The sequence below is a fragment of the Actinoplanes sp. NPDC004185 genome, from assembly GCF_053603475.1.
Genome location: NZ_JBSGFR010000048.1, coordinates 13,079 through 33,553, shown reverse-complemented (window position 1 = coordinate 33,553; position 20,475 = coordinate 13,079). Strand labels below are relative to the sequence as shown.

At 72.4% G+C, this 20,475-nt stretch carries 14 protein-coding genes; 2 read left to right on the top strand and 12 right to left on the bottom strand.

Annotated features, from left to right (window positions below; all coding sequences use genetic code 11):
* Nucleotides 1-170: 170 nt before the first annotated feature.
* The 5 genes from ACWEOZ_RS35720 to uraD all read right to left on the bottom strand — a co-directional run bounded on the left by ACWEOZ_RS35720 (nt 171) and on the right by uraD (nt 4,911).
* Nucleotides 171-1,658 carry a DUF1996 domain-containing protein gene (locus ACWEOZ_RS35720; RefSeq protein ID WP_451915082.1) on the bottom strand — a complete coding sequence of 496 codons (1,488 nt, stop codon included), beginning with the start codon at nt 1,656-1,658 and terminating at the stop codon, nt 171-173.
* Between the two features lie 181 nt (nt 1,659-1,839).
* Complete coding sequence (locus ACWEOZ_RS35715) at nt 1,840-3,192, bottom strand: 8-oxoguanine deaminase (RefSeq protein WP_451915081.1); 1,353 nt, start codon at nt 3,190-3,192, stop codon at nt 1,840-1,842.
* Nucleotides 3,189-4,049, bottom strand: coding sequence for a factor-independent urate hydroxylase (pucL, locus tag ACWEOZ_RS35710; protein ID WP_451915080.1), 861 nt, complete (start codon nt 4,047-4,049; stop codon nt 3,189-3,191). The genes ACWEOZ_RS35715 and pucL overlap by 4 nt, the downstream gene beginning before the upstream one ends.
* Before the next feature lie 3 nt (nt 4,050-4,052).
* A complete protein-coding gene (uraH, locus tag ACWEOZ_RS35705; RefSeq protein WP_451915079.1) occupies nt 4,053-4,415 on the bottom strand; it encodes a hydroxyisourate hydrolase in 363 nt (120 codons plus the stop codon).
* Nucleotides 4,402-4,911 (bottom strand): 2-oxo-4-hydroxy-4-carboxy-5-ureidoimidazoline decarboxylase, encoded by a 510-nt coding sequence (gene uraD / locus ACWEOZ_RS35700; protein WP_451915078.1) that lies wholly within the window; start codon nt 4,909-4,911, stop codon nt 4,402-4,404. The genes uraH and uraD overlap by 14 nt, the downstream gene beginning before the upstream one ends.
* A 113-nt stretch (nt 4,912-5,024) precedes the next feature.
* On the opposite strand from uraD, the gene ACWEOZ_RS35695 reads away from it, so the two are divergent.
* Entirely contained in the window at nt 5,025-7,652 is a 2,628-nt protein-coding gene (locus tag ACWEOZ_RS35695) for an ATP-dependent RNA helicase (protein WP_451915117.1), read from the top strand.
* A gap of 184 nt (nt 7,653-7,836) precedes the next feature.
* Here ACWEOZ_RS35695 and ACWEOZ_RS35690 read toward each other — a convergent pair whose 3' ends face one another.
* From ACWEOZ_RS35690 to ACWEOZ_RS35675, 4 genes are all read right to left on the bottom strand, one after another.
* Nucleotides 7,837-10,146, bottom strand: coding sequence for a putative bifunctional diguanylate cyclase/phosphodiesterase (locus ACWEOZ_RS35690; RefSeq protein ID WP_451915077.1), 2,310 nt, complete (start codon nt 10,144-10,146; stop codon nt 7,837-7,839).
* A 136-nt stretch (nt 10,147-10,282) separates the two neighbouring features.
* Nucleotides 10,283-11,005 (bottom strand): PP2C family protein-serine/threonine phosphatase, encoded by a 723-nt coding sequence (locus tag ACWEOZ_RS35685; protein ID WP_451915076.1) that lies wholly within the window; start codon nt 11,003-11,005, stop codon nt 10,283-10,285.
* A gap of 91 nt (nt 11,006-11,096) precedes the next feature.
* Nucleotides 11,097-12,122: a hypothetical protein gene (locus tag ACWEOZ_RS35680; protein ID WP_451915075.1), complete on the bottom strand. Its 1,026-nt coding sequence runs from the start codon at nt 12,120-12,122 to the stop codon at nt 11,097-11,099.
* Nucleotides 12,119-13,267, bottom strand: a complete 1,149-nt coding sequence (locus tag ACWEOZ_RS35675) for a transporter substrate-binding domain-containing protein (protein ID WP_451915074.1) — start codon at nt 13,265-13,267, stop codon at nt 12,119-12,121. The genes ACWEOZ_RS35680 and ACWEOZ_RS35675 overlap by 4 nt, the downstream gene beginning before the upstream one ends.
* Nucleotides 13,268-13,413: 146 nt before the next feature.
* Here ACWEOZ_RS35675 and ACWEOZ_RS35670 point away from each other — a divergent pair, with 146 nt between their 5' ends.
* The gene (locus ACWEOZ_RS35670; protein WP_451915073.1) at nt 13,414-14,163 is read left to right on the top strand and encodes a hypothetical protein; all 750 of its coding nucleotides are present in this window, start codon (nt 13,414-13,416) and stop codon (nt 14,161-14,163) included.
* Between the two features lie 15 nt (nt 14,164-14,178).
* Here ACWEOZ_RS35670 and treZ read toward each other — a convergent pair whose 3' ends face one another.
* Genes treZ through glgX form a run of 3 tightly spaced genes read right to left on the bottom strand, consistent with a single transcriptional unit; the run spans nt 14,179 to nt 20,292 of the window.
* A complete protein-coding gene (treZ, locus tag ACWEOZ_RS35665; protein WP_451915072.1) occupies nt 14,179-15,912 on the bottom strand; it encodes a malto-oligosyltrehalose trehalohydrolase in 1,734 nt (577 codons plus the stop codon).
* Nucleotides 15,912-18,179: a malto-oligosyltrehalose synthase gene (gene treY, locus ACWEOZ_RS35660; protein ID WP_451915071.1), complete on the bottom strand. Its 2,268-nt coding sequence runs from the start codon at nt 18,177-18,179 to the stop codon at nt 15,912-15,914. Before treY ends, treZ begins: the two co-directional genes overlap by 1 nt.
* Before the next feature lies 1 nt (nt 18,180).
* Complete coding sequence (gene glgX, locus ACWEOZ_RS35655; RefSeq protein WP_451915070.1) at nt 18,181-20,292, bottom strand: glycogen debranching protein GlgX; 2,112 nt, start codon at nt 20,290-20,292, stop codon at nt 18,181-18,183.
* Nucleotides 20,293-20,475 lie beyond the last annotated feature (183 nt).

The following is a 20,475-nucleotide window of genomic DNA, read 5'->3' as shown; positions in this document are numbered from 1 at the left end:
ATGACTCGGAACGCGCGTATCTCTCCGTACCGTATCGGTCCGCGCGCCCGGCGCACGGCAGTCGGCCGGGACATGGCAGTGGCCCCCGCGGGGAAACGGGGGCCACTGCTTTCAACTATCTGGGGATGAGGGCGCCCCCTGGGGATGAGGGGGCACCCGGTGGTGCCGACCTAGAAGTTGCCGAACGAGTCGCACTTGGCTTTCTGGACGATGCAGTTCTTGACCCGGCTGCCCAGCGCCTCGTCCTCCCAGGCGAAGAACGCGTCGCCGTGCATCGAGGAGGCGTTGCCCGAGGACAGCTTGAAGCCGGCCGCGCTGCCCGAGGTCGGGTAGCCGATGACGAAGGACAGCGACGGGATCGCCACCGGGAACTTGCCGCTGGCGCAGGTGCCGTCCGGGCCGGTCCCACCGACGTGCGACTTGTGGTCGGGGCTGTCCAGGTGCACGCCGTCCCAGCAGTCCGGGAAGGTCAGCTGGAAGGTCAGTTCGGCGGTCTTGGCGCAGACCGGCCAGTTGCCGTCCGCGCTGCGGCCGACCTCGCCACCGGCCCCGGCGCACCAGAACTGGCCGGGAGCGCCCTGCGGGGTGGCCACCTGCCGCTTGGCGTCTCCGACGATCATGCGGAAGCCCTGCGGGAAGGGCACGGTCCTGGTCGGGTCCTTGAGGCGGGAGCCGTAGTAGACCGTGACACCGTGCGGGTTGACGGCCTTGCCGTTCTCCTGGAGCTCCGGCACCCAGTACGCGGAACGGTCCTCGCCGGGCTTGCAGCTCGACCCGGCGTTGGCCAGCAGCGTCATGGTCGTGGTGTTGGCGTCGGTGCTGTCGTTGCCCAGGAACGTGTGCATGTGCGAGGCGCCGGACAGGCCCGGGAAGACGATCGGGTCGTCGGGCTTGGAGTGGCTGACCGTGCAGGAGGCGTTGAACTCGGGCACCCGTACGTTGCCGGCCGGCACGGGCTTGGGCTGCATCGCCTCGAACGCGGCGAGCTGCGCCTTCCACTTGGCCTGGTCCATGGTCACCCAGCCGTCACCGGAGGGGGTGCCACCGGGGGCGGAGGTGGTGGGTGCGGGCGCGGAGGGAGCGGGCGCCGAGGCGGAGGACGCCGGCGTGGACGGGGCAGCCGCTCCGAAGGTGAACCAGTTGACGTTCACGAAGTCGCCGGCCTGCGCGCTCTTGAGCACGGCGAAGACCGTCTGCGGGCCCGTGGGTACGGACTTCGCCGTCGCGGTGACCGTCGTCCACTTCTGCCAGCCACCGGTCCGGGCGACCGGGAACGTCGCCAGCAGCGCGCCGGTCTGCGAGCCCAGGTGCAGCTCGATCGAGCCACCCGTGGCGTTGTCCGAGGCGATCCGGGCGGACAGGCCGGCGCCGGTCACCGGGACGTTGTCGTAGCGCAGCCAGTCCCCGGCGGCGAGCCAGCCGACGTTCTTCCCGCCGTCGGCGTCGCCGGTGCCCTCGACCTGCGCACCGGACTGGGCGGCGTACGCCTCGGCCTGCACGCGGCCCGCCACGACAGTCTCGGCGGCGCTCGCGTTGGCGATGTAGATGCCGCTGCCGCCCAGCGCGGCGGCGACCGCGGCGGCCAGGGCGACGCGGGTGGTGCGTCGGCGCCGCTTGGCCACCTCGCCGGGGGCGACATGGGCTGGTGTTGTCCGCATAACCATTCCTTCGCTGCTGCCATACCGGGTGGTGAAAGCTATTCGCCACGGAGTATGCACAGCTCAGAAGGCTTGTATCAAGGCGCGAAAGAAGATTTAGGAATTGCCCGACAATGGCCCGCAGGTCGCGGCGTTCCGGCTTCCTGATAACAATTAATCGGGGCGACTTCCTTAATTTTTCCTAAAATCCGTCGAGCAGCCGACGGTGGGCCCGGCGAGCGCGCAGCGTGAGCGCGCGGGCGTCCGCGTTGACCAGCTGCCCTTGTTCCACCACCGGCCGGCCGCCCACCAGGGCCAGCTCCACCGGCGCGGCCGGGCCGAGGACCAGCGCCGCCACCTTGTCGTCGATACCGTCGTGGCCGAGCCCGTCGAGGCGCCAGAGCACCAGGTCCGCGAGCTTACCCACCTCGATGGAGCCGAGGTCGTCGGCCCGGCCGAGACAGCGGGCGCCGCCCATCGTGCCCAGCCGCAGCGACTCGCGGGCCGACAGCGCGGCCGGGCCGCCGCGCAGCCGGGCGACGTACAGCGCCTGACGCAGTTCCTCGCCCAGGTGCGCCGCCTCCTGCGAGGCCGAGCCGTCCACGCCCAGGCCCACCGGGGCGCCGGCGTCCAGCAGGTCCCGGACCCGGGCCAGGCCGGCCCCGAGGCGGGCGTTCGAGCTGGGGCAGTGTGCGACCCCGGTGCCGGTCGCGCCGAGCTTGGCCACGGCCGCGTCGTCCAGGTGTACGCCGTGCGCCAGCCACACGTCCTCGCCCAGCCAGCCGAGCTGTTCCGCGTACTCCACCGGGGAGCAGCCGAACCGGGACCGGCAGAACTCCTCCTCGTCGTCGGTCTCGGCGAGGTGGGTGTGCAGGCGGACGCCCTTGCGCCGGGCCAGCGCGGCGGCCTCGCTCATCAGCTCCCGCGTCACGGAGAACGGCGAACAGGGCGAGACGCCGATCCGCAGCATCGACCCGGGCGACGGGTCGTGCCACCGGTCGATCGCCGCCTCGGTGGCCGCCAGCGCCGCGTCCGTCTCCTCGACCACGTTGTCCGGCGGCAGCCCGCCCGAGGAGCGGCCCAGGTCCATCGAGCCACGGGTCGGGTGGAACCGCAGCCCGATCTGCCCGGCGGCCTCGATCTCGGCGGCCAGCACGTCACCGCCGTCGTGCGGGAAGACGTAGTGGTGATCCATGCTGGTCGTGCAGCCGGAAAGGGCCAGCCATCCCAGGCCCGCGCCCGCGGCGGCCCCGACCGCCTCGGCGTCGATGCGGCCCCAGATCGGGTAGAGCGTGGTGAGCCAGCCGAACAGGTTGTCGTCCTGGGCCAGCCCCCGGGTGACCCACTGGTAGAGGTGGTGGTGGGTGTTCACCAGGCCGGGGGTGAGCAGGCAGCCGGTGCCGTCGACCCGGCGCGGCGCGCCGGGCAGGGCACCCGCGCCGCCCGCGCCGACCGCGGCGATCCGGCCGTCGTCGCCGACCACCACGTGGCCGTCGGTGTGCTCGGTGCCGTCCGCGTCGACCGTCGCGACGGTGACGTTCTCGATCACGATCACAGATACCACTCCGCACTGGCCGGGGAGATGTCGTCGCGGGTGACGGTGCCCTCGATGAGACCGTACGGGCGGTCGCCGGCCTGGAAGACCTCCTGCGGGTTGTCCAGCCCGAACGGCGACAGGTCCATCAGGTAGTGATGCTTGTTGGGCAGGACCAGCCGGATCTCGGCGATCTCCGGCCGGTTCTCCAGCGCCCGCTCCCCCATCGCGTACAGGGTCTGCTGCAACGAGTGGCTGTAGGTGTCCACGAACGCCTCGACCAGCGCCTGCTTCGCGCCGGCGAACGACTCGTCCCAGTCGGCGGCCTCGCCCCGGTGCCGCCAGCGGGCGTCGACGGCGGTGGCCAGGATCCGGTCGGTGGTCTCGGGCAGCGTCGTGTACCGGTCGCGGGGATAGCCGTGGAACTCCGAGTCCGTCGTGTTCAGCAGGACCAGGTCCTTGAGCCCGGAGACCACCTGCGTGCCCGGCTCCGCGACGGTCACCACGGCGGTGCGGACGTGGTCGCCCGAGCGGCGGAACGAGTGCGGGCCGAGGCGCTCCCAGCCGTACGACTCCAGCGTGACCTGGGCTGCGGAGATCTGCGGCTGCGTCGTCACGAAGTGCCGGGCCAGCAGCAGGCCGAACTCCTCGGGGGCACCGACACCGTGCTCGCGGGCGAACGCGTACACCGTGTTCTTCATCGTGTCGGTGGGCAGCACCCCGGCGTTGTCGCCGTTCAGGTGGGTCGCCGCGAGATCGCCGGAGAGCGCGACACTCACATTGAGGTCCACCAGGTCATGGCGGTCACCGCCGCGGCGCACGTGCACCAGGCGCGTCTCCGCCTTGCCGTAACGGTTGCGGCCCAGCACGATCGCCACGGGTCAGCTCCCTCGGTAGGTGGTGTAGCCGTAGCGGCTCAGCAGCAGCGGCACGTGGTAGTGCCGGTCCGGGTCGTGCACGTGGAACGCGACGGTGATCTCCGGGAAGAAGGCCTGACCACCCAGGTACGGCTCCACGTAGAACACCAGCCGGTAGCCGCCGGCCTGCCAGTCGTGCAGCGGGACCCGGTGCCGCAGCCGGCCGTCGTCGTCGGTGCGGCCCTCGGCGATCAGCTTCCAGCCGTCGGAGTCGCGGCGCTCCAGGCGGACGTACACGTCGCGGGCCGGGTCACCGGTGACCGTGTCGAGGATGTGGGTGGAGATCCTGGCGTGCGACGTCGCCGCCGTGCCGTCAGTCGAGGGCATCGAGCAGCCTTTCCAGTCGCAGCAGGGCGATCTTGCGGAGCTCATCGGTGACGACGGCCCGCTCGGTCGCCTCGTCGTGGCCGATCCGCTCGCGGGCCGCCGCCAGGATCTCCTCCTGCGTCCGGCCGCTGGCGAAGATCAGGAACACGTGCCCGAACCTGTCCTCATAGGCATGGTTCGCCGCGGTCAGGGCGGCCCTGGTCTCGTCGTCGCCGCTGCCCGCCGCCGTCGACTGCTCCCGCCGCGACCACGCGGCCTCCTTCGAGTCGCCCTGCGCCCGCTCACCGATCCGCGGATGCGCCGACAACCCCTGCAGGACCTCGGGCCAGCTCAGGCCGGCTGCGGCCGCATCGGCCGCGGCCAGGACAGCTTCCTTCGACGGGTACGGCCGCAGCGCCGCGACCGCCCGGCCCCACGCGGGAGCGGCGCACACGGCGAGCAGCTCCGCCTCGAGCCGGCCGGTGGGCAGGGAGTTGAACGCCTCGACCCGGTCCACCCGTTCACCCCCTGTTGTGCCGACGGACAGTCAAGCAGGACACCCCGATCTTGCACCAGTATCCCCGCGCCGGGGGCTTCCCGGCGGCCGTGCGCGAGACTGGTCCGGTGCTGATCGCCGCGGACGCCCTGCCCGACCTGCCCATCCGCGCGGTCCTGGAGGAGGTCACCGCCGCCCTGGCCGCGGCGGGCGCCGCAGTGCTGGTGGCACCCCCGGGCACGGGCAAGACGACGCTGGTCCCGCTGGCCCTGGCCGGGGCCGCACCCACCGCGAAGGTGGTGGTGGCCGAGCCCCGCCGGGTCGCGGCCCGCGCGGCGGCCCGCCGGATGGCGGCCCTGCTCGGCGAGCAGGTGGGCGAGCGGGTGGGTTACACGGTGCGCGGTGACCGGCGCGTCTCGGCCCGGACCCGGGTCGAGGTCGTGACCACCGGTGTCCTGGTACGCCGTCTGCACCGCGACCCGGAACTGGCGGGCACGGCGGTGGTGGTCCTCGACGAGTGCCACGAACGCCACCTGGACTCGGACCTGGCGCTGGCCTTCCTCATCGAGGTCCGCGCGGCCCTGCGCCCCGACCTGCACGTGCTGGCCACATCGGCGACCGCCGAATCCCAGCGCTTGGCCGAGGTGCTGGGCGACGCACCCGTCGTGCAGGCCGAGGCCGCCCTGTACCCCGTCGAGGTGCACTGGGCGCCGCCACCGCAGCCGATCACCCCGCCGCACGGCCTGCGCGTCGACCCGAAACTCCTCGACCACGTGGCCACGACGATCCGGCGGGCCCTGGCCGAGGGCGACGGCGACGTCCTGGCGTTCCTGCCGGGCGCCCGCGAGATCGAGACGGTCGCGTCCCGACTCCGCGGGATCGACGCCGACATCGTCCCCCTGCACGGCCGGCAGTCCGGCTCCACTCAGGACGCCGCGCTGCGCCCCAGCCCCGTACGCCGCGTCGTGCTGGCCACCGCGGTCGCGGAGAGCAGCCTGACGGTTCCCGGCGTACGCGCGGTGGTCGACGCGGGCCTGAGCCGGGTCCCCCGGATGGACCACAGCCGCGGCCTGGGCGCCCTGGTCACGGTGCCGGTCTCGCGGGCGTCGGCGACCCAGCGGGCCGGCCGGGCCGGCCGTGAGGCCCCCGGCCGGGTCTACCGCTGCTGGTCCCAGGCCCAGCACGACCGCCTGCCGGCGCAGCCGGAACCGGAGATCGCCGCCGCGGACCTGACCGGGTTCGCCCTGAACCTGGCGGAGTGGGGCCACCCCGACGGCACCGGCCTGAGCCTCCCGGACCCCCCGCCCACCGGCGCGATGCAGGTGGCCGCGGCCACCCTGCGAGCCCTGGGCGCCACGGACGCCGACGGCCGGATCACCCCCCGGGGCCGGACCCTGGCCGACGCGGGCCTGCACCCCCGCCTGGCCCGGGCCCTCCTGGACGGCGCCACCACCATCGGCCCCCGCCGAGCCGCCGAGGTGGTGGCCCTCCTGGACGCCGACCGCACGGCGGACGACCTGGCCGTAGCCTGGCGCCGGGCCCGCGCCGACGGCGACCCGGCCTGGCGCACAGAAGTCCGCCGCCTGACCGCGGCAATCCCCGCCCCCGACAGCGGCAGCAGCGGCACCGGCAGCGGCGCCAGCACCGACGGCCGGGGCAAGGGCGACGGCGGCAGCAGGAGCGGCGGCACCGGCACCGATGGCCGGAGCAAAGGCGGCGACGGCGGCCGGGGCAAGGACGGCGACAGCAGCCGCGGTATGGGCGGCGACGGCGGCCGGGAGTGGTTGCCCGACGATCTGGCCGCGGGACTGATCGTCGGCCTGGCGTACCCGGAACGGGTGGCCAAGGTCCGCGAGCCCGGCGGGCGCGCGTACCTGATGGCCGGCGGAACCGCCGCCGACCTCACCGCCGGCAGCAGCCTGGCCGGCACGACCTGGCTGGCCATCGCCGACGCGGACCGGGCCCCGGGCGCCCGCACCGCCCGCATCCGCAGCGCCGCCCCGCTCGACGAAGCCACGGCCCGCGAGGCGGCCTCGACCCTGCTGGAATCGGGCACGGAGATCGGCTGGCTGAACGGCGACGTGGTGGTCCGCCGCACGGAACGCCTGGGCGCGATAACCCTGGTGGAACGCCGCATCGACAAGCCGGACCCGGCCCGCCTGCAGGCCGCCCTCCTCGACGGCCTGCGCCGCGAAGGCCTCACCCTGCTCACCTGGTCCCGGGCGGCCCAGGAGCTTCGCGACCGCCTGGCCTTCGCCCACACCGCTCTGGGCCCACCATGGCCGGCCGTCGACGACGAATCCCTGCTGCAGAACCTGGAGGACTGGCTGCCCCTGGGCCAGTCCCGGCGCCGGGCCGACCTCGCCAAGATCGATACCGCGGGGGCCCTCCGCCGCCTGCTCCCCTGGTCGGTGGCGGGCCGCCTGGACGACGTGGCCCCGGAACGCCTCCCGGTCCCGAGCGGTTCCAAGGTCAGAGTCGACTACGCGGACCCGTCGGCCCCGGTCCTGGCGGTCAAGGTCCAGGAAGCGTTCGGCTGGCGCGAAGCCCCCCGCCTGGCCGACGGCCGCATCCCGGTCCTGCTGCACCTGCTCTCCCCGGCCGGCCGGCCGGTGGCGGTGACCCGGGACCTCGCCTCCTTCTGGTCGACGGGCTACCCCCAGGTCCGAGCCGAACTTCGCGGCCGCTACCCGCGCCACCCCTGGCCGGAGGACCCGGCAACAGCCCCGCCGACCCGCCGCCTCAACCCCCGGAACCGCTGACCGGGGCGCGGTTGCCGCCGTCGACAGGCGCGAACGCGTCCAGGTTCCACTCGCAGCGTCCGCACCACGGCGCGGTGCCCTCGACGACGGTCAAGTCTCCCGCGCACTCGGGACAGGCGTTCTGCACCGCGGCATCAGATCATTCCCGCGGCGTTCTGAGGGGCCGCAAGAGACCGCCGCGGATCTAGGACGCCAGGTGAGGTGAGGAGCGCGGGGACGGCTGGGCGGGAACGGTCGCGGTGAGCCGATGAACCGGACCGGGCTGACCGAACAGATAACCCTGCCCCAGATGACACCCCAGGGCGGCCAGCGCGTGGGCCCGGGCCGGCGTCTCGATCCCCTCGGCCACGACAGCGATCCCGAGCTCAGCGCAGATGGCCAGCACCGAACGGCACAGAGCCCCGGCCCGCTCCGGTGACACGTCCACATCGGTCAGGGTCGAGTCGAGCTTCACGATGTCCACCGGCAGGGAGTGCAACTGCGCCAGCGCGTTGTAGCCGCTGCCGAAGTCGTCCAGGGCCACCCGTACGCCGCGCCGGCGCAGCCTTTCCGCGACCTCGATCGCGCGGGGCATGTCCGGGATGCGGCGGGTCTCGGTGATCTCCACGACCAGCCGGGACGGCCGTACGTTGTGCCGTTCCAGGGCCTGGGCCACCGCCTCCTCCAGCCCGTGCTGCCCCAGCCGGGCCGCCGAGACGTTGACGTGCACGTCGATCGGCCGGCCGTACGTGTTGGCCAGCCCGGCCGCGTCCGCGCAGGCCCGGTCCAGCACGAAGTCGTCGATCGCCGCGACCAGCCCGGTGCGTTCCGCGACCGTCACGAACACGTCCGGGTCGACCGGCCCGGCCACCGGATCGGTCCACCGGGCCAGGGCCTCCACCGCGACGATCGCGCCGTCGCTGAGCCGGACGATCGGCTGGTAGTAGACCTCGAAGCCGGCCGCCGCCGGGGCGCCGGACAGCGCCCGGGCCAGCAGGTGCGGCAGGTCCGCGTTGGGTCCGCCGTCCGCGCCGCCGGAGTAGCGGGCGAGGGCGTTCTTGCCGCGGCGTTTGCTGACGTACATCGCCGCGTCCGCGCGGCGCAGCAGCGTGTCCGCGGAGAGCTCCGGGTCGCCCGGCTCGGGCACGACCAGGCCGAGGCTGGCGCTGATGCCGACCGTGTGGCCGTCGATGACGAACGGTTCGCGCAGGGCGGCCAGGATGCGGTGGCCGGCCGGTTCGGCGTCGGCGGCGCGGTGGTCGAGCAGCACCGCGAACTCGTCACCGCCGAGGCGGGCCACCAGGGCGCCGGGGCCGACCGCGGCGACCAGCCGGTCGCCGATCGCGCGCAGCAGCCGGTCGCCCATGGCGTGCCCGAAGCTGTCGTTGATGAGCTTGAAATCGTCCAGGTCGGCGAAGAGCAGCGCCACCGGTACGCCGCGGTGCCGATACGCGTCCAGGGCCAGCACCAGCCGTTCGCGGAACAGGGCCCGGTTGGCCAGGCCGGTCAGCGAGTCGTGGTACGCCTGGTGGTGCAGTCGTTGCTGACCTTCGGAGACGCGGGCCAGCAGCACCGTGTTGTCGACGATGGTGAACATCTGCCGGGCCACCACCAGCCCCAGGCCGAGCCAGCCGAGGTACGCCTCGTACGAGGTCAGCTGCCCGCCGGTGCCGGTGCGCACGGCGATGACCACGCCGGTGGCGACGACCGGCACGTACGGCAGCAGCAGGTGCAGCCATTCCGCCTCGGCTTGTTCGTCGAGGCTCGGGTCGGCCAGCCCGGGGTTGCTGATCGCCGCCAGGGCGAGCAGCGCCGGCCCGAGCAGGTAGCCGGCCGACTCGACCGGGGTGAGCGCACCGCTGCTCAGCTGGAGCAGCCGCAGCGTGTCGGAGACGCCCAGCGCCAGCATGGCCAGCGCGGTGAGCCGCAGCGGCACCCGCGCCGCCCGCGAAGCCGGCCGGGTGGCCAGCAGCAGCATGACCATGACCGCGATCAGCAGGTCCGTGACCGGGTACGCCGCCGCGAAGCCCACCACCCACGGGTTCTCCCCCACTTCGTGGAAGATCCGCCGGGGCACCGCCGACCAGACCAGCGCGAGCAGCGAGCCGGCGATCAGGACGCTGTCGATGACCAGCACGATCCGGTCCCGGCGCAGCGACGCCTGCACCGGCCGGGGCAGGGCCATCGAACCGGCGACCAGGGCCAGGACGGTGCAGGCCGGCAGGAGCAGGACACCGATGTCGGCCACGTCGCCGGCGACGGCCCGGGCCGGCTCGAGCACGTCGCTGACGGTCCACCACAGGCGTACGGCCGCGAAGCCGGCGAGGCCGGTGCCGAGCAGGATCCGCCAGCGGCGCCGGTGACCGGACCTGTCCCGCCCGGCGGCGAAGCAGACCGCGGCGGCGAGCACCCCGGCCGCGCACTGGGCGGCGTCGGTGAAGAGTCGCTGGCCGGCTCCGGCGGGCACGGCGTACGTGCCGATCGCCGTGACGGCGGCGACGAGCGCCAGCGTCACGGCTGACTGTGCCGACAGCCGTCCCGTCGTCATCACCACCCGCAGCAGAGCCGCGGCTGGCCGTCCCGCGACCGGAGTAAGGTACCGCAGCCCCGGGCCGTTGCGGGAAGCCCGCGGCGCCCCGGGATCATGCCGCTCAGTCGACGGCGACCAGATCGGCGACGATCACCGTGATGTTGTCCGGGCCGCCGCCCTGCAGCGCGAGGTCGAGCAGCCGCTCGGCGCAGCTCTGCGGGGCGTCGCAGTCGAGCAGCTCGGCCTCGATCCGCTCGGCCGAGACGACGGTGGTGAGGCCGTCGCTGCACAGCAGCCAGCGGTCGCCCGGCTCGGGCTCGACGATCACGTACGACGGGCTGACCGGCTCGCCCTGCAGCGCCTGGGTGACGACCGCGCGGCGCGGGTGGCTGCCCGCCTCCTCCGGCCGGATCAGGCCCTGGTCGACCAGCATCTGCACGTACGTGTCGTCCTTGGTGAGCTGGTTGAGCCGGCCGTCGCGCAGCAGATAGGCCCGGGAGTCGCCGACGTGGGCCAGCGCGGCGCGGTCGCCGGAGAAGATCACGGCGGTCAGCGTGGTGCCCATGCCCTGCAGGGCGGCGTCGGTGGCGACGGTCTCGGCGATCCGGCCGTTCGCCACCTCGAGCGCCTTGTGCAGCGCGTCCATCTGGCTGTCGTTGTCGATCGGCACGTCGAGGGAGGTCATCGCCTCGACGGCGAGGCGGCTCGCGACGTCGCCGGCGGCCATGCCGCCCATTCCGTCCGCGACGACGAGGAGCCGGTCACCGGCGTAGTAAGCGTCCTGGTTGTTGCTCCGGACGTGGCCTCTATCGGTGACGGCCGCCCACCGCAGGTGCAAGGTCATGGCGTGCAGCCTGCCAGGTCCGGTCCAACCTGTCTGCACGTGGTCGGCGGCGCGTCGCGACAACCCGTGCGTACCCGCGCAAATCCCGAGGTCATCGCGGTCGCTGCGGGCGGCCGAGGCAGCGCGGGTCGATGTCGGTGACCGGCCGGGTGGGCGCCACCCATTCGAGGGCGGACTCGTCGATGGGCCAGCCGCGTACCGTGATCCGGCTGTTCTGGGTCCGGATCGGCTCCGGGCACAGAGTCTTGGACCGCACCTCGGCGTTGGGGATGAACAGCACCTCGCCGCCGCGCCGCAGGATCGTGGTGGCGGTGTCGTCGACCGTGATCAGCTGCCCGCGGACGACCTCGACGGCGGCGCCCTCGGCGCCCACCTCGACGGCGCTGTTGGGCAGCACCGGAGCGCGCAGGAAGACCACGCCGATCACGAACGGGGCGACGATCATCGCGCCGACGGCCGGCCAGTGGGTGGCCAGCCGGGCGGCGCGGGGCGGGAGCGGCCCGGTGAGCAGCCAGCCGAGCAGCGACGGGGCGATCAGCAGGGCGGCCGTGCCGTACTCGCCGGCGGCCAGTGACATCCGGACGCCCGGCCGGACCCAGAGCAGGATCAGCAGGCCGAGCACGATCGGGAGCACCAGGGTGACCACGGTCAGCATCCGGCGCTCGCCGGGGTAGCGCTGCACCGCGGTCAGCGCCAGGATCACGGCGACCAGCATGAGCAGGGTGGGCAGCAGGCGCAGCTGCCAGGTGAACCCGGCCAGCGCCACCGCGACCGCCACCACCCAGTCCGGCATCCGCAGGGCGGTGAGCGCCAGCAGCGAGCGCCGGGCGGCCTCCTCCTGGTCCGGTGAGCTGATCAGCAGCAGGCCGCCGAGGGCCCGCAGCACCAGCACGACCGCCGGGACGGTCCAGATCAGCGTGATGATCAGCGCGCTGATCATGCCGAGCGGGCTGATGTACTGCACCAGCAGCAGCATCGTCGGCAGGTCCTGGCGGCTCAGGTACCAGAGCCGGAGCACGAGCAGCACCAGCGGGAACGCGGGCAGCGCGGTGAGCACCCAGTTGAGCTGGTTGCGGCGCACGCGTCGGGCCGGCCGGGCGAACGGCGTCACGGTCACGGGAGCACCTCCTCCCAGGGCAGCTCGCGGACCCGGGGCCGCGCGGTGACCGGCTGGCCCGGCCGGGACAGCGGCACGAGCTGACCGTCGGCCGCCTTGTTCGGGGCCGTCTCGGGCAGGATGTTGTTCTCGTACGCATGCTCCCAGCGCGCGTCCTTCGGATCTTTGAAGGACCGGTAGAGCGTGATGTTGACAAGGTCACGCAGGGCCGCGTTGGCGCCGACGCTCACGCCCCACGCCTCGGTCTTGTCCAGGCCCAGGTCCCAGTGGTCGTACTTGTCCGGGTAGCGGGCCTTGTAGCCGCCGAGGATGGCCGCGTCGGTGGTGACCGCGTCGACCTTCTCGCGGTTCAACAGGTCGAAGCACTCGGAGATCCGGTTGCGCCGCGTGATCTTGGCGTCGGAGTCGTCGGCGGTCTTCGCACTGGTGGAGCTGGACAGCGAGCAGACATCCTTGTCCTTGAACTCCTCCAGGCTGGCGACCTTGTCATGACCTTTGAGGGTGATCACCGACTGCTCGGTGTGCAGGTACGACTGCGTGAACATGACGTTGGGCTCGCGCTCGCGCTCGTCGGTGATGCTGTAGCTGGCGATCACCATCTTGACCGGCACCGGCCGGCCCTGCAGGTCGGTGGCCTCCATCCGGGCCCGGTCCTCGCTCTCGATGCCGTAGAAGCGCACCTCGTCGCGGCGGAAGCCCAGATCCTCGGCGATCATGTACGCGATGTCGATGTCGAAACCGCGCCAGACACCGGTCTCGGGATCCCGCTCGGCGATGCCGGGCTGATCGTCCTTGACCGCGATGGGCAGCGTCTGCCACTCGTCGACGCCGGCGGTGCGGCGCAGGTCCTCGATCGAGGGCGGGCCGATGTGGAAGAGCCGCACCCAGGAGAACGCCAGCACCAGGATGATGATCACCCCGACCGCGACCAGCCGCCACGGGGCCAGCGAGCCGCCCCAGGTGCGCACCGACCGGTCCGGCCGGGCGAAGGCGGGCGGGAAGTCGGTCTGGGTGAAGGTGCGCCGCAGCCCGGTGATCGCCCGCTGGGCGCGGGCCGAGCGGGGCCGGCGCGGCGCGGGCACCCGCCGGTGCACGACCACTTTACGGACCTGCGTCCCGGCGTTCTCGTCGTCCGTCGTCGACACTGTTCTCCCGTTCCGGTACCGGAGCGACCATGGTGCCGGACCAATGTCACGGAACGGGGTCGCGGTCACCGACACGACACCGGGCGTGCCCCGCCTCACCCGGCGGCGATGGCATAGCGATCACCGGTTCGGGGTATGCGCGCCGCATGAGGATCGCTGCGACCCTGACGGCAGCCGTCGTCGCCGCGGCCGTGGCGGTGCGCGTGGCGCACTCCCGGGACCGCCGCTTCCTGCACCCCGACGGCCGTTCCTTCACCGGGGACCTGGACATCTGGGGGACGCTCGAGCCCACCGGCGCGGAGCTGTTCGACCGCCCGGGCCGGCACCCGGTCACCCTGCGGATCTCCAAGGGCATCGGCACCCGGCCGGGTCGCCCGGACATCCTGGGGGTCGCGGTGCGGGTGCACGGGCCCGTCGCGGGACGACGGCACGACCTGCTCTTCTCCACCGCCGGTAAGGGCCGGGTGCTGCGGCACGTGCCGGTGCTCCGGGGCAGCTTCGACACCGTGTACGGCTCGATCCTGCCGTACCGGACCGGCTCGGGGCGCACGTTCCATCTGGGTGTGCAGGCCGATCCGGACGCCGGGCCGCTCGGCCGTACCCTCGAGTCCGTGGTCGCCGCCGCCCGGCACGACGGCGCGGTTCTGCTGCTCGCTCTGGCCGACGGCGCTGCCGTCGAGGTCGTCGGCCGGCTGCGCTTCGGCGCGGTGCTGGCCGACACCCAGGACGCCGATCTGGCCTTCGACCCGGTCCGCAACGTCCCGGCGGATCTGCATCCGACCGGGCTGGTGCACGGCAGCCGCGCGCTGGCCTACCCGCTGAGCCAGCGCTGGCGCGGCGCCCGGACGGCGCGGCGTAACCCGGCGGCCGTGGCCAAGACGAACCTGCACCGCTGACCGCCGGGTCACCGCTCAGCGGAAGGCGACCACCACGGCCGACTCCGGCGGGAGCTCGACACGGTCGCGCTGCAACACGACGCCCTGCTCGGTCGCGAGCAGCACGCTGCGCGGCACCGCTCGCAGGCTGATCGTCTGCGGCACCGGCGCCAGGTTCGCGGCCACCGCGCAGTCCCCGCGGCGCATCACCACGTACTGGTCGCCGTGCCAGACCTCGACCTTGTCCAGGCGCGGGTCGGACAGGTCGGCGCGGCCGCGGCGCAGCGCGATGAGCTGCCGGTGCAGCTGCAGGATCTCCGCGTGGCCGGGCTTCTCCCGCTCGTCCCAGTTCAGCTTGGAGCGCTCGAACGTGGCCGGGTCCTGCGGGTCCGGCACCTCGGTCTCGGCCCAGCCGTGCGAGGCGAACTCGCGGCGCCGGCCGTTCTGCACGGCCGCGGCCAGCTCCGGCTCGGGGTGGCTGGTGAAGAACTGCCACGGGTTGCCGGCCGCCCACTCCTCGCCCATGAACAGCATCGGGGTGAACGGCGAGGTGAACAGCAGGGTGGCGCCGATCTTGAGCCGCCCGGGCGACAGGGTCGCGGACAGCCGGTCGCCGATCGCCCGGTTGCCGATCTGGTCGTGGTTCTGCAGGTACGCGACGAACCGGTGCCCCGGGATCCGGGCGCGGTCGACCGGGCGGCCGTGCCGGCGTTGCCGGAAGCTGGACCAGGTGCCGGCATGGAAGAAGGCACCGGTCAGCACGGTCTCCAGGCTCTCCAGCGAGCCGAAGTCGCCGTAGTAGCCCTGCCGCTCGCCGGTCAGCAGCGCGTGCAGCACGTGGTGCACGTCGTCGTCCCACTGGCCCTGCAGGCCGTAGCCGTGGGCCTCGCGCGGGGTGATCAGCTTCGGGTCGTTGAGGTCCGACTCGGCGATCAGCGACAGCGGCCGGTTGAGGTGGGTGGACAGGCTCTCCACCTCGACCGCCATCTGCTCCAGCAGGTGTACGGCGTTGTGGTCGGCCAGCGCATGCACCGCGTCCAGCCGCAACCCGTCGACGTGGTAGTCCCGCAGCCAGCCGAGCACGTTGTCGATGATGTAGCGGCGGACCTCCTCCGACAGCGGACCGTCGAGGTTGACCGAGTCGCCCCACGGGTTGCTGCCGGCGGCGCTGAGGTACGGCGCGAACATCGGGGCGTACGCGCCGCTGGGCCCGAAGTGGTTGTAGACCACGTCCAGGACCACGCCGATGCCCTTGCGGTGGGCGGCGTCCACGAAACGCTTGAGCCCGTCCGGGCCGCCGTACGCCTCGTGCGGGGCGTACCAGCAGACCCCGTCGTAGCCCCAGTTGTACTCGCCGTTGAAGGAGTTGACCGGCAGCAGCTCGACCAGGTCGATGCCGAGCTCGACGAGGTGGTCCAGCCGCTCGATCGCCGCGTCGAAGGTGCCCTGCGGGGTGAACGTGCCGACGTGCAGCTCGTACAGGACCGAGCCGGGGAGCTGGCGTCCGGTCCAGGAGCCGTCCGTCCACGCGAAGGCCGAGTGGTCGTAGACCCGGCTGGGTCCGTGCACGCCCTCGGGCTGCCACGCCGAGCGGGGGTCGGGCAGCCCACCGTCGTGATCCGGCAGCACGTACGCGTAGTCGGTCCCCGGCCCGGCCTCGGGCACGTCGAGGCGCCACCAGCCGTCGTCGCCGCGTTCCATGTCACGGTCCGTTCCGCCGAGCCGCAGCCGGACGGTCTTCTCGGGAACCCAGACTTCGAAAAGCGTCATTACTCTTTCACCAGCAGTGCGACGGGATAGGTGTGCAGCAGATCGGCCACCGCCAGGCGGTTACCGCCGTAGCTGGTATTCGTGAAGACTTCCGTCCAGGTGTGGCCGTCAAGTGTCAGCGTGGTGTCGTGCCAGCCGCCGTGGCGTGACAATCCGACCGGCAGCCGGGTCGCGACCGCCACCACCCCGCCACGGTCGAAGGCGAGCACGTGGTCGGACACCCGGCCCTCGGCGAAGACGGGCCGGTAGCCGGTGAACAGCTCCGGCCGCTGCCGGCGCAATCGCAGCGTACGGCTGGTCACCAGCAGCTTCGCCGCACCGGTCTCGTCGATCGGCGGCTGCCAGCCGTCGTCGAGGCGGCCCAGCAGCTCGCGGCGCAGGCCGAAGTCGACCGGCCGCCGGTTGTCCGGGTCGACCAGCGAGAAGTCCCACAGCTCGGTGCCCTGGTAGGTGTCGGGCACGCCCGGCACGGCCAGCTGGACCAGCTTCTGGCCCAGCGAGTTGGACCAGCCCGGCGCGGTGATCGACGCGGCGAAGTCACCGATCTCGGTGTGCAGGGCCGGGTCGTCGTAGATCTTGTCGACCATCTCGCGCAGCGCGGTCTCGAACCGGTCGTCCGGGTGCTGCCAGGTGGTGGAGGCGGCGCCCTCACGGGCGGCCTTGAGCGCGTACGCCTGCAGCCGCTCCCGGTCGATCGGCCAGGCACCGACCGCGGCCTGCCAGATCAGGTGGGCCAGGGCCGGATCGCTCAGCGGGGCCGCGCGCACCCAGCGGCGCACCACCTCGGTCCAGTCCCCGGGCAGCTCGCTGAGGACGGCGAGCCGGGCCCGGACGTCCTCGCTGCGCTTGGTGTCGTGGGTGGACAGGGTGGTCATCGTCTCGGGCCAGCGGCGCTGCCGCTCGTCGGCGCACTCGTGGAACTCGTCCGGGCGCACGCCGAACTTGGCCGGGTCGTTGCCGACCTCGTTGCGGGCGGTGAACCGGGTCCACCGGTAGAACGCGGTGTCCTCGACGCCCTTGGCCATGACCGCGCCGGTGTACTGCTGGAACCGTGCGGCCAGCTCGTCGTCGGCGCGCCGCAGGCGGGCGGTGAGCTGGTCCAGGGCGGGGATCAGCTCCGGGCGCCGGCGGCCCGCCTCGGACCGCGCCTTGGCCAGGTGCCGGGTGCCGATGGGCAGGTAGGACCGGTAGACCGGGAAGCAGGCGGCCAGCTCGGCCAGCGCGCGCGGGGCGGCCTCGATCTCCGGCACCAGCCGGCACATCCGGGCCAGCTCGGCGGCCAGCAGCGTGGTCGCGGCCTGCAGCTTTGTCTCGTGCACCAGGTCCTGCCAGCTGCGTTCGCCGCCGGTCAGGTGGTGGTCGAGGGTGTCGAAGAACGCCTCCGTGCCCGGGTCGACGAAGACCCCGCAGATCTCGGAGAGGGCGTCGTAGCCCGTCGTGCCGGCCACCGGCCAGTCCGGGAGCTGCTCGCCGGGCTCGAGGATCTTCTCGACCGTGAGCCAGGCGTCCGGTGCGCGCTCGTGCAGCCGCCGCAGGTAGTCCCCCGGGTCGCGCAGGCCGTCCGGGTGGTCGACCCGGATGCCCTGTACGGCGCCCTCGTCGTACCAGCGCAGGATCTCGCGGTGGGTGGCCTCGAACACCTCGGGGTCCTCGACCCGCAGGCCGGCCAGGTCGACGATGGCGAAGAACCGGCGGTAGGTCAGCTCCGAGTCGCCGCGGGTCCAGTTGACCAGCTCGTAGTGCTGCCGGTCGTGCACCTCGCGCGCGGTGCCCCCGCCGGTGCCCTCGGCGATCGGGTAGCGCTTGTCGTAGTAGTGGAGCTCGTCGCCCTCGACCTTCAGCTCGTCCAGCGCGGCCGGGTCGTCGGCCAGGACCGGCAGCAGCAGCCGGCCGCGGGACCAGTCGATGTCGTAGAACTTCGCGTACGCGGACTGCTCGCCGTGCTTGAGCACATCCCACCAGGTCGGGTTGGCCGACGGCACGCCCACGCCCGCGTGGTTGGGCACGATGTCGATCACCAGGCCCAGGCCGGCGCCGTCCAGGGCGGCCTTGAGGGCCAGCCGGCCCTCCTCGCCGCCGAGCGCGGGGTTGACCTGGCTGTGGTCGACGACGTCGTAGCCGTGCTCGGAGCCGGGCGTCGCCGTCAGCAACGGCGCGGTGTAGAGGTGGCTCACGCCGAGATCGGCCAGGTATTCGGCGAGCTCGGCCGTGGACTTCAGGGGGAATTCGGGGCGGACCTGGACACGATAAGTACCAGAGGGGGGCAATTTAAACCGTCCTGTCCAAGACGATGAGCGAGCGGTCCGGCACGAGGATGGAAGAGCCCGCCTCGACGACCGAGGGCCGGTCGGGCGACGGCTCGGCGGTCTCGATGACCTTCTCCCACTTCTCGCCGTACTCCGTGGGGGGCGTGTGGAACTCGATGGGCGCGTCGTGGGCGTTGAAGAAGAGCAGGAAGGAGCTGTCCACGTGGCGCTGGCCGTACTGGCCGCGCTCGCGGATGCCCTCACCGTTGACGAACAGCGCCACCGCGCGCCCGAAGTCGTTGCCCCAGTCGTCGCCGGCCATCTGCCGGCCGTCCGGGGTGAACCACTCCAGGTCGGGCAGCGGGTCGCCGCCGCCGCGGGCGGTCACCGGCAGGCCGGTGAAGAAGCGGCGGCGCTGGAAGACCTGATGGCGGTGCCGGAACGCGGTCAGCTTGCGGGTGAACTCCAGCAGCGTCTCGTCGGCGTTGTCCCAGTCGATCCAGCTGATCTCGTTGTCCTGGCAGTACGCGTTGTTGTTGCCCTGCTGGGTGCGGCCCAGCTCGTCGCCGTGCGAGATCATCGGCACGCCCTGGCTGAGCATCAGCGTGGCCAGGAAGTTGCGCCGCTGCTTGGCCCGCAGTTGCAGCACCTGCTGGTCGTCGGTCGGGCCCTCGGTGCCGCAGTTCCACGACCGGTTGTGGCTCTCGCCGTCGCGGTTCTCCTCGTTGTTGGCCTCGTTGTGCTTGTCGTTGTAGGAGACCAGGTCGTTGAGGGTGAAGCCGTCGTGCGCGGTCACGAAGTTGATCGAGTGGAACGGCTTGCGGCCGTCGTCCTGGTAGAGGTCGGCCGAGCCGGTGATGCGGCTGGCGAACTCGGCCAGGGTGGCCGGCTCGCCGCGCCAGAAGTCGCGCACGGTGTCGCGGTACTTGCCGTTCCATTCGGTCCAGTTCGGCGGGAAGTTGCCGACCTGGTAGCCGCCCGGGCCGACGTCCCAGGGCTCGGCGATGAGCTTGACCTGCCCGACCACCGGGTCCTGCTGGACCACCTCGAAGAAGGTGGAGAGCCGGTCCACGTCGTAGAACTCGCGGGCCAGGGTGGAGGCGAGGTCGAAGCGGAAACCGTCGACGTGCATCTCGGTCACCCAGTAGCGCAGCGAGTCCATGATCAGCTGGAGGCTCTGCGGGCTGCGCACGTTGAGGCTGTTACCCGTACCCGTGTAGTCCATGTAAAAATTGGGCTGATCGTCCACCAAACGGTAATAAGTCCGGTTGTCGATGCCCTTGAGGCTCAGCGTCGGACCGAGGTGGTTGCCCTCCGCCGTGTGGTTGTAGACGACGTCGAGGATGACCTCCATCCCGGCCATGTGCAGCGCCTTGACCATGGCCCGGAACTCGCTGGTCTGCTGGCCGAGCGAGCCCATCGCCGAATAGCCGTGGTACGGCGCGAAGAAGCCCAGCGTGTTGTAACCCCAGTAGTTGTGCAGACCCAGGTCGGCCAGCCGGTTGTCGTGCACGAACTGGTGCACCGGCATCAGCTCGACGGCGGTCACCCCGAGCTGCTTGAGGTGCTCGATGATCGCCGGGTGGCCCAGGGCCGCGTACGTGCCGCGCATGTCCTTCGGCACGTCGGGGTGCCGCTCGGTCAGGCCCTTGACGTGCGTCTCGTAGATCACCGAGTGGTGGTACGGGATGTCCGGGCGCCGGTCGTTGCCCCAGTCGAAGTACGGGTTGACCACGACGCCCTTGGCCATGTGCGGCGCCGAGTCCAGGTCCGACATCTCGTCCGGGTTGTCGAAGTCGTAGGCGTACAGCGACGGGTGCCACGCGATGTCCGCGTCGACCGCCCGTGCGTACGGGTCCAGCAGCAGCTTGTGCGGGTTGCACCGCAGGCCGCGCGACGGGTCGTACGGGCCGTACACCCGGTAGCCGTAGCGCTGCCCGGGCTCGACCCCCGGCAGGTAGGCGTGCCAGACGAAGGCGTCCTGCTCGTGCAGCTGTACCTTCCGCTCGTTGCCCGACGGATCGAACAGGCACAGCTCCACGGCCTCGGCGACCTCCGAGAAGATCGCGAAGTTGGTGCCCGTGCCGTCGTACGTCGCGCCCAGTGGATACCGGTGACCCGGCCACACCTGCATGTGCTGCTCCCCCTCGACCGTTGGTGCCTGCGGCCACGTCGCCTCGCCGCCGGGGCGGGCCGTGTCTTCCCCGCCCGGACGATGCTCAATCCTGCGCGGCCGTGTCAGCGGTCATTCTCACCGATACGACGGCCGGCATCCGGGCGACTGTCCGGTTACGCAGCGAGACTTCCCCCGTTCGCT

Coding starts and splice junctions, on each gene's coding strand:
- ACWEOZ_RS35720 (WP_451915082.1), bottom strand. CDS start 1,658: ATGCGGACAACACCAGCCCATGTCGCCCCCGGCGAGGTGGCCAAGCGG.
- uraH (WP_451915079.1), bottom strand. CDS start 4,415: ATGCCCTCGACTGACGGCACGGCGGCGACGTCGCACGCCAGGATCTCC.
- ACWEOZ_RS35685 (WP_451915076.1), bottom strand. CDS start 11,005: ATGACCTTGCACCTGCGGTGGGCGGCCGTCACCGATAGAGGCCACGTC.
- ACWEOZ_RS35670 (WP_451915073.1), top strand. CDS start 13,414: ATGAGGATCGCTGCGACCCTGACGGCAGCCGTCGTCGCCGCGGCCGTG.
- treZ (WP_451915072.1), bottom strand. CDS start 15,912: ATGACGCTTTTCGAAGTCTGGGTTCCCGAGAAGACCGTCCGGCTGCGG.
- glgX (WP_451915070.1), bottom strand. CDS start 20,292: ATGCAGGTGTGGCCGGGTCACCGGTATCCACTGGGCGCGACGTACGAC.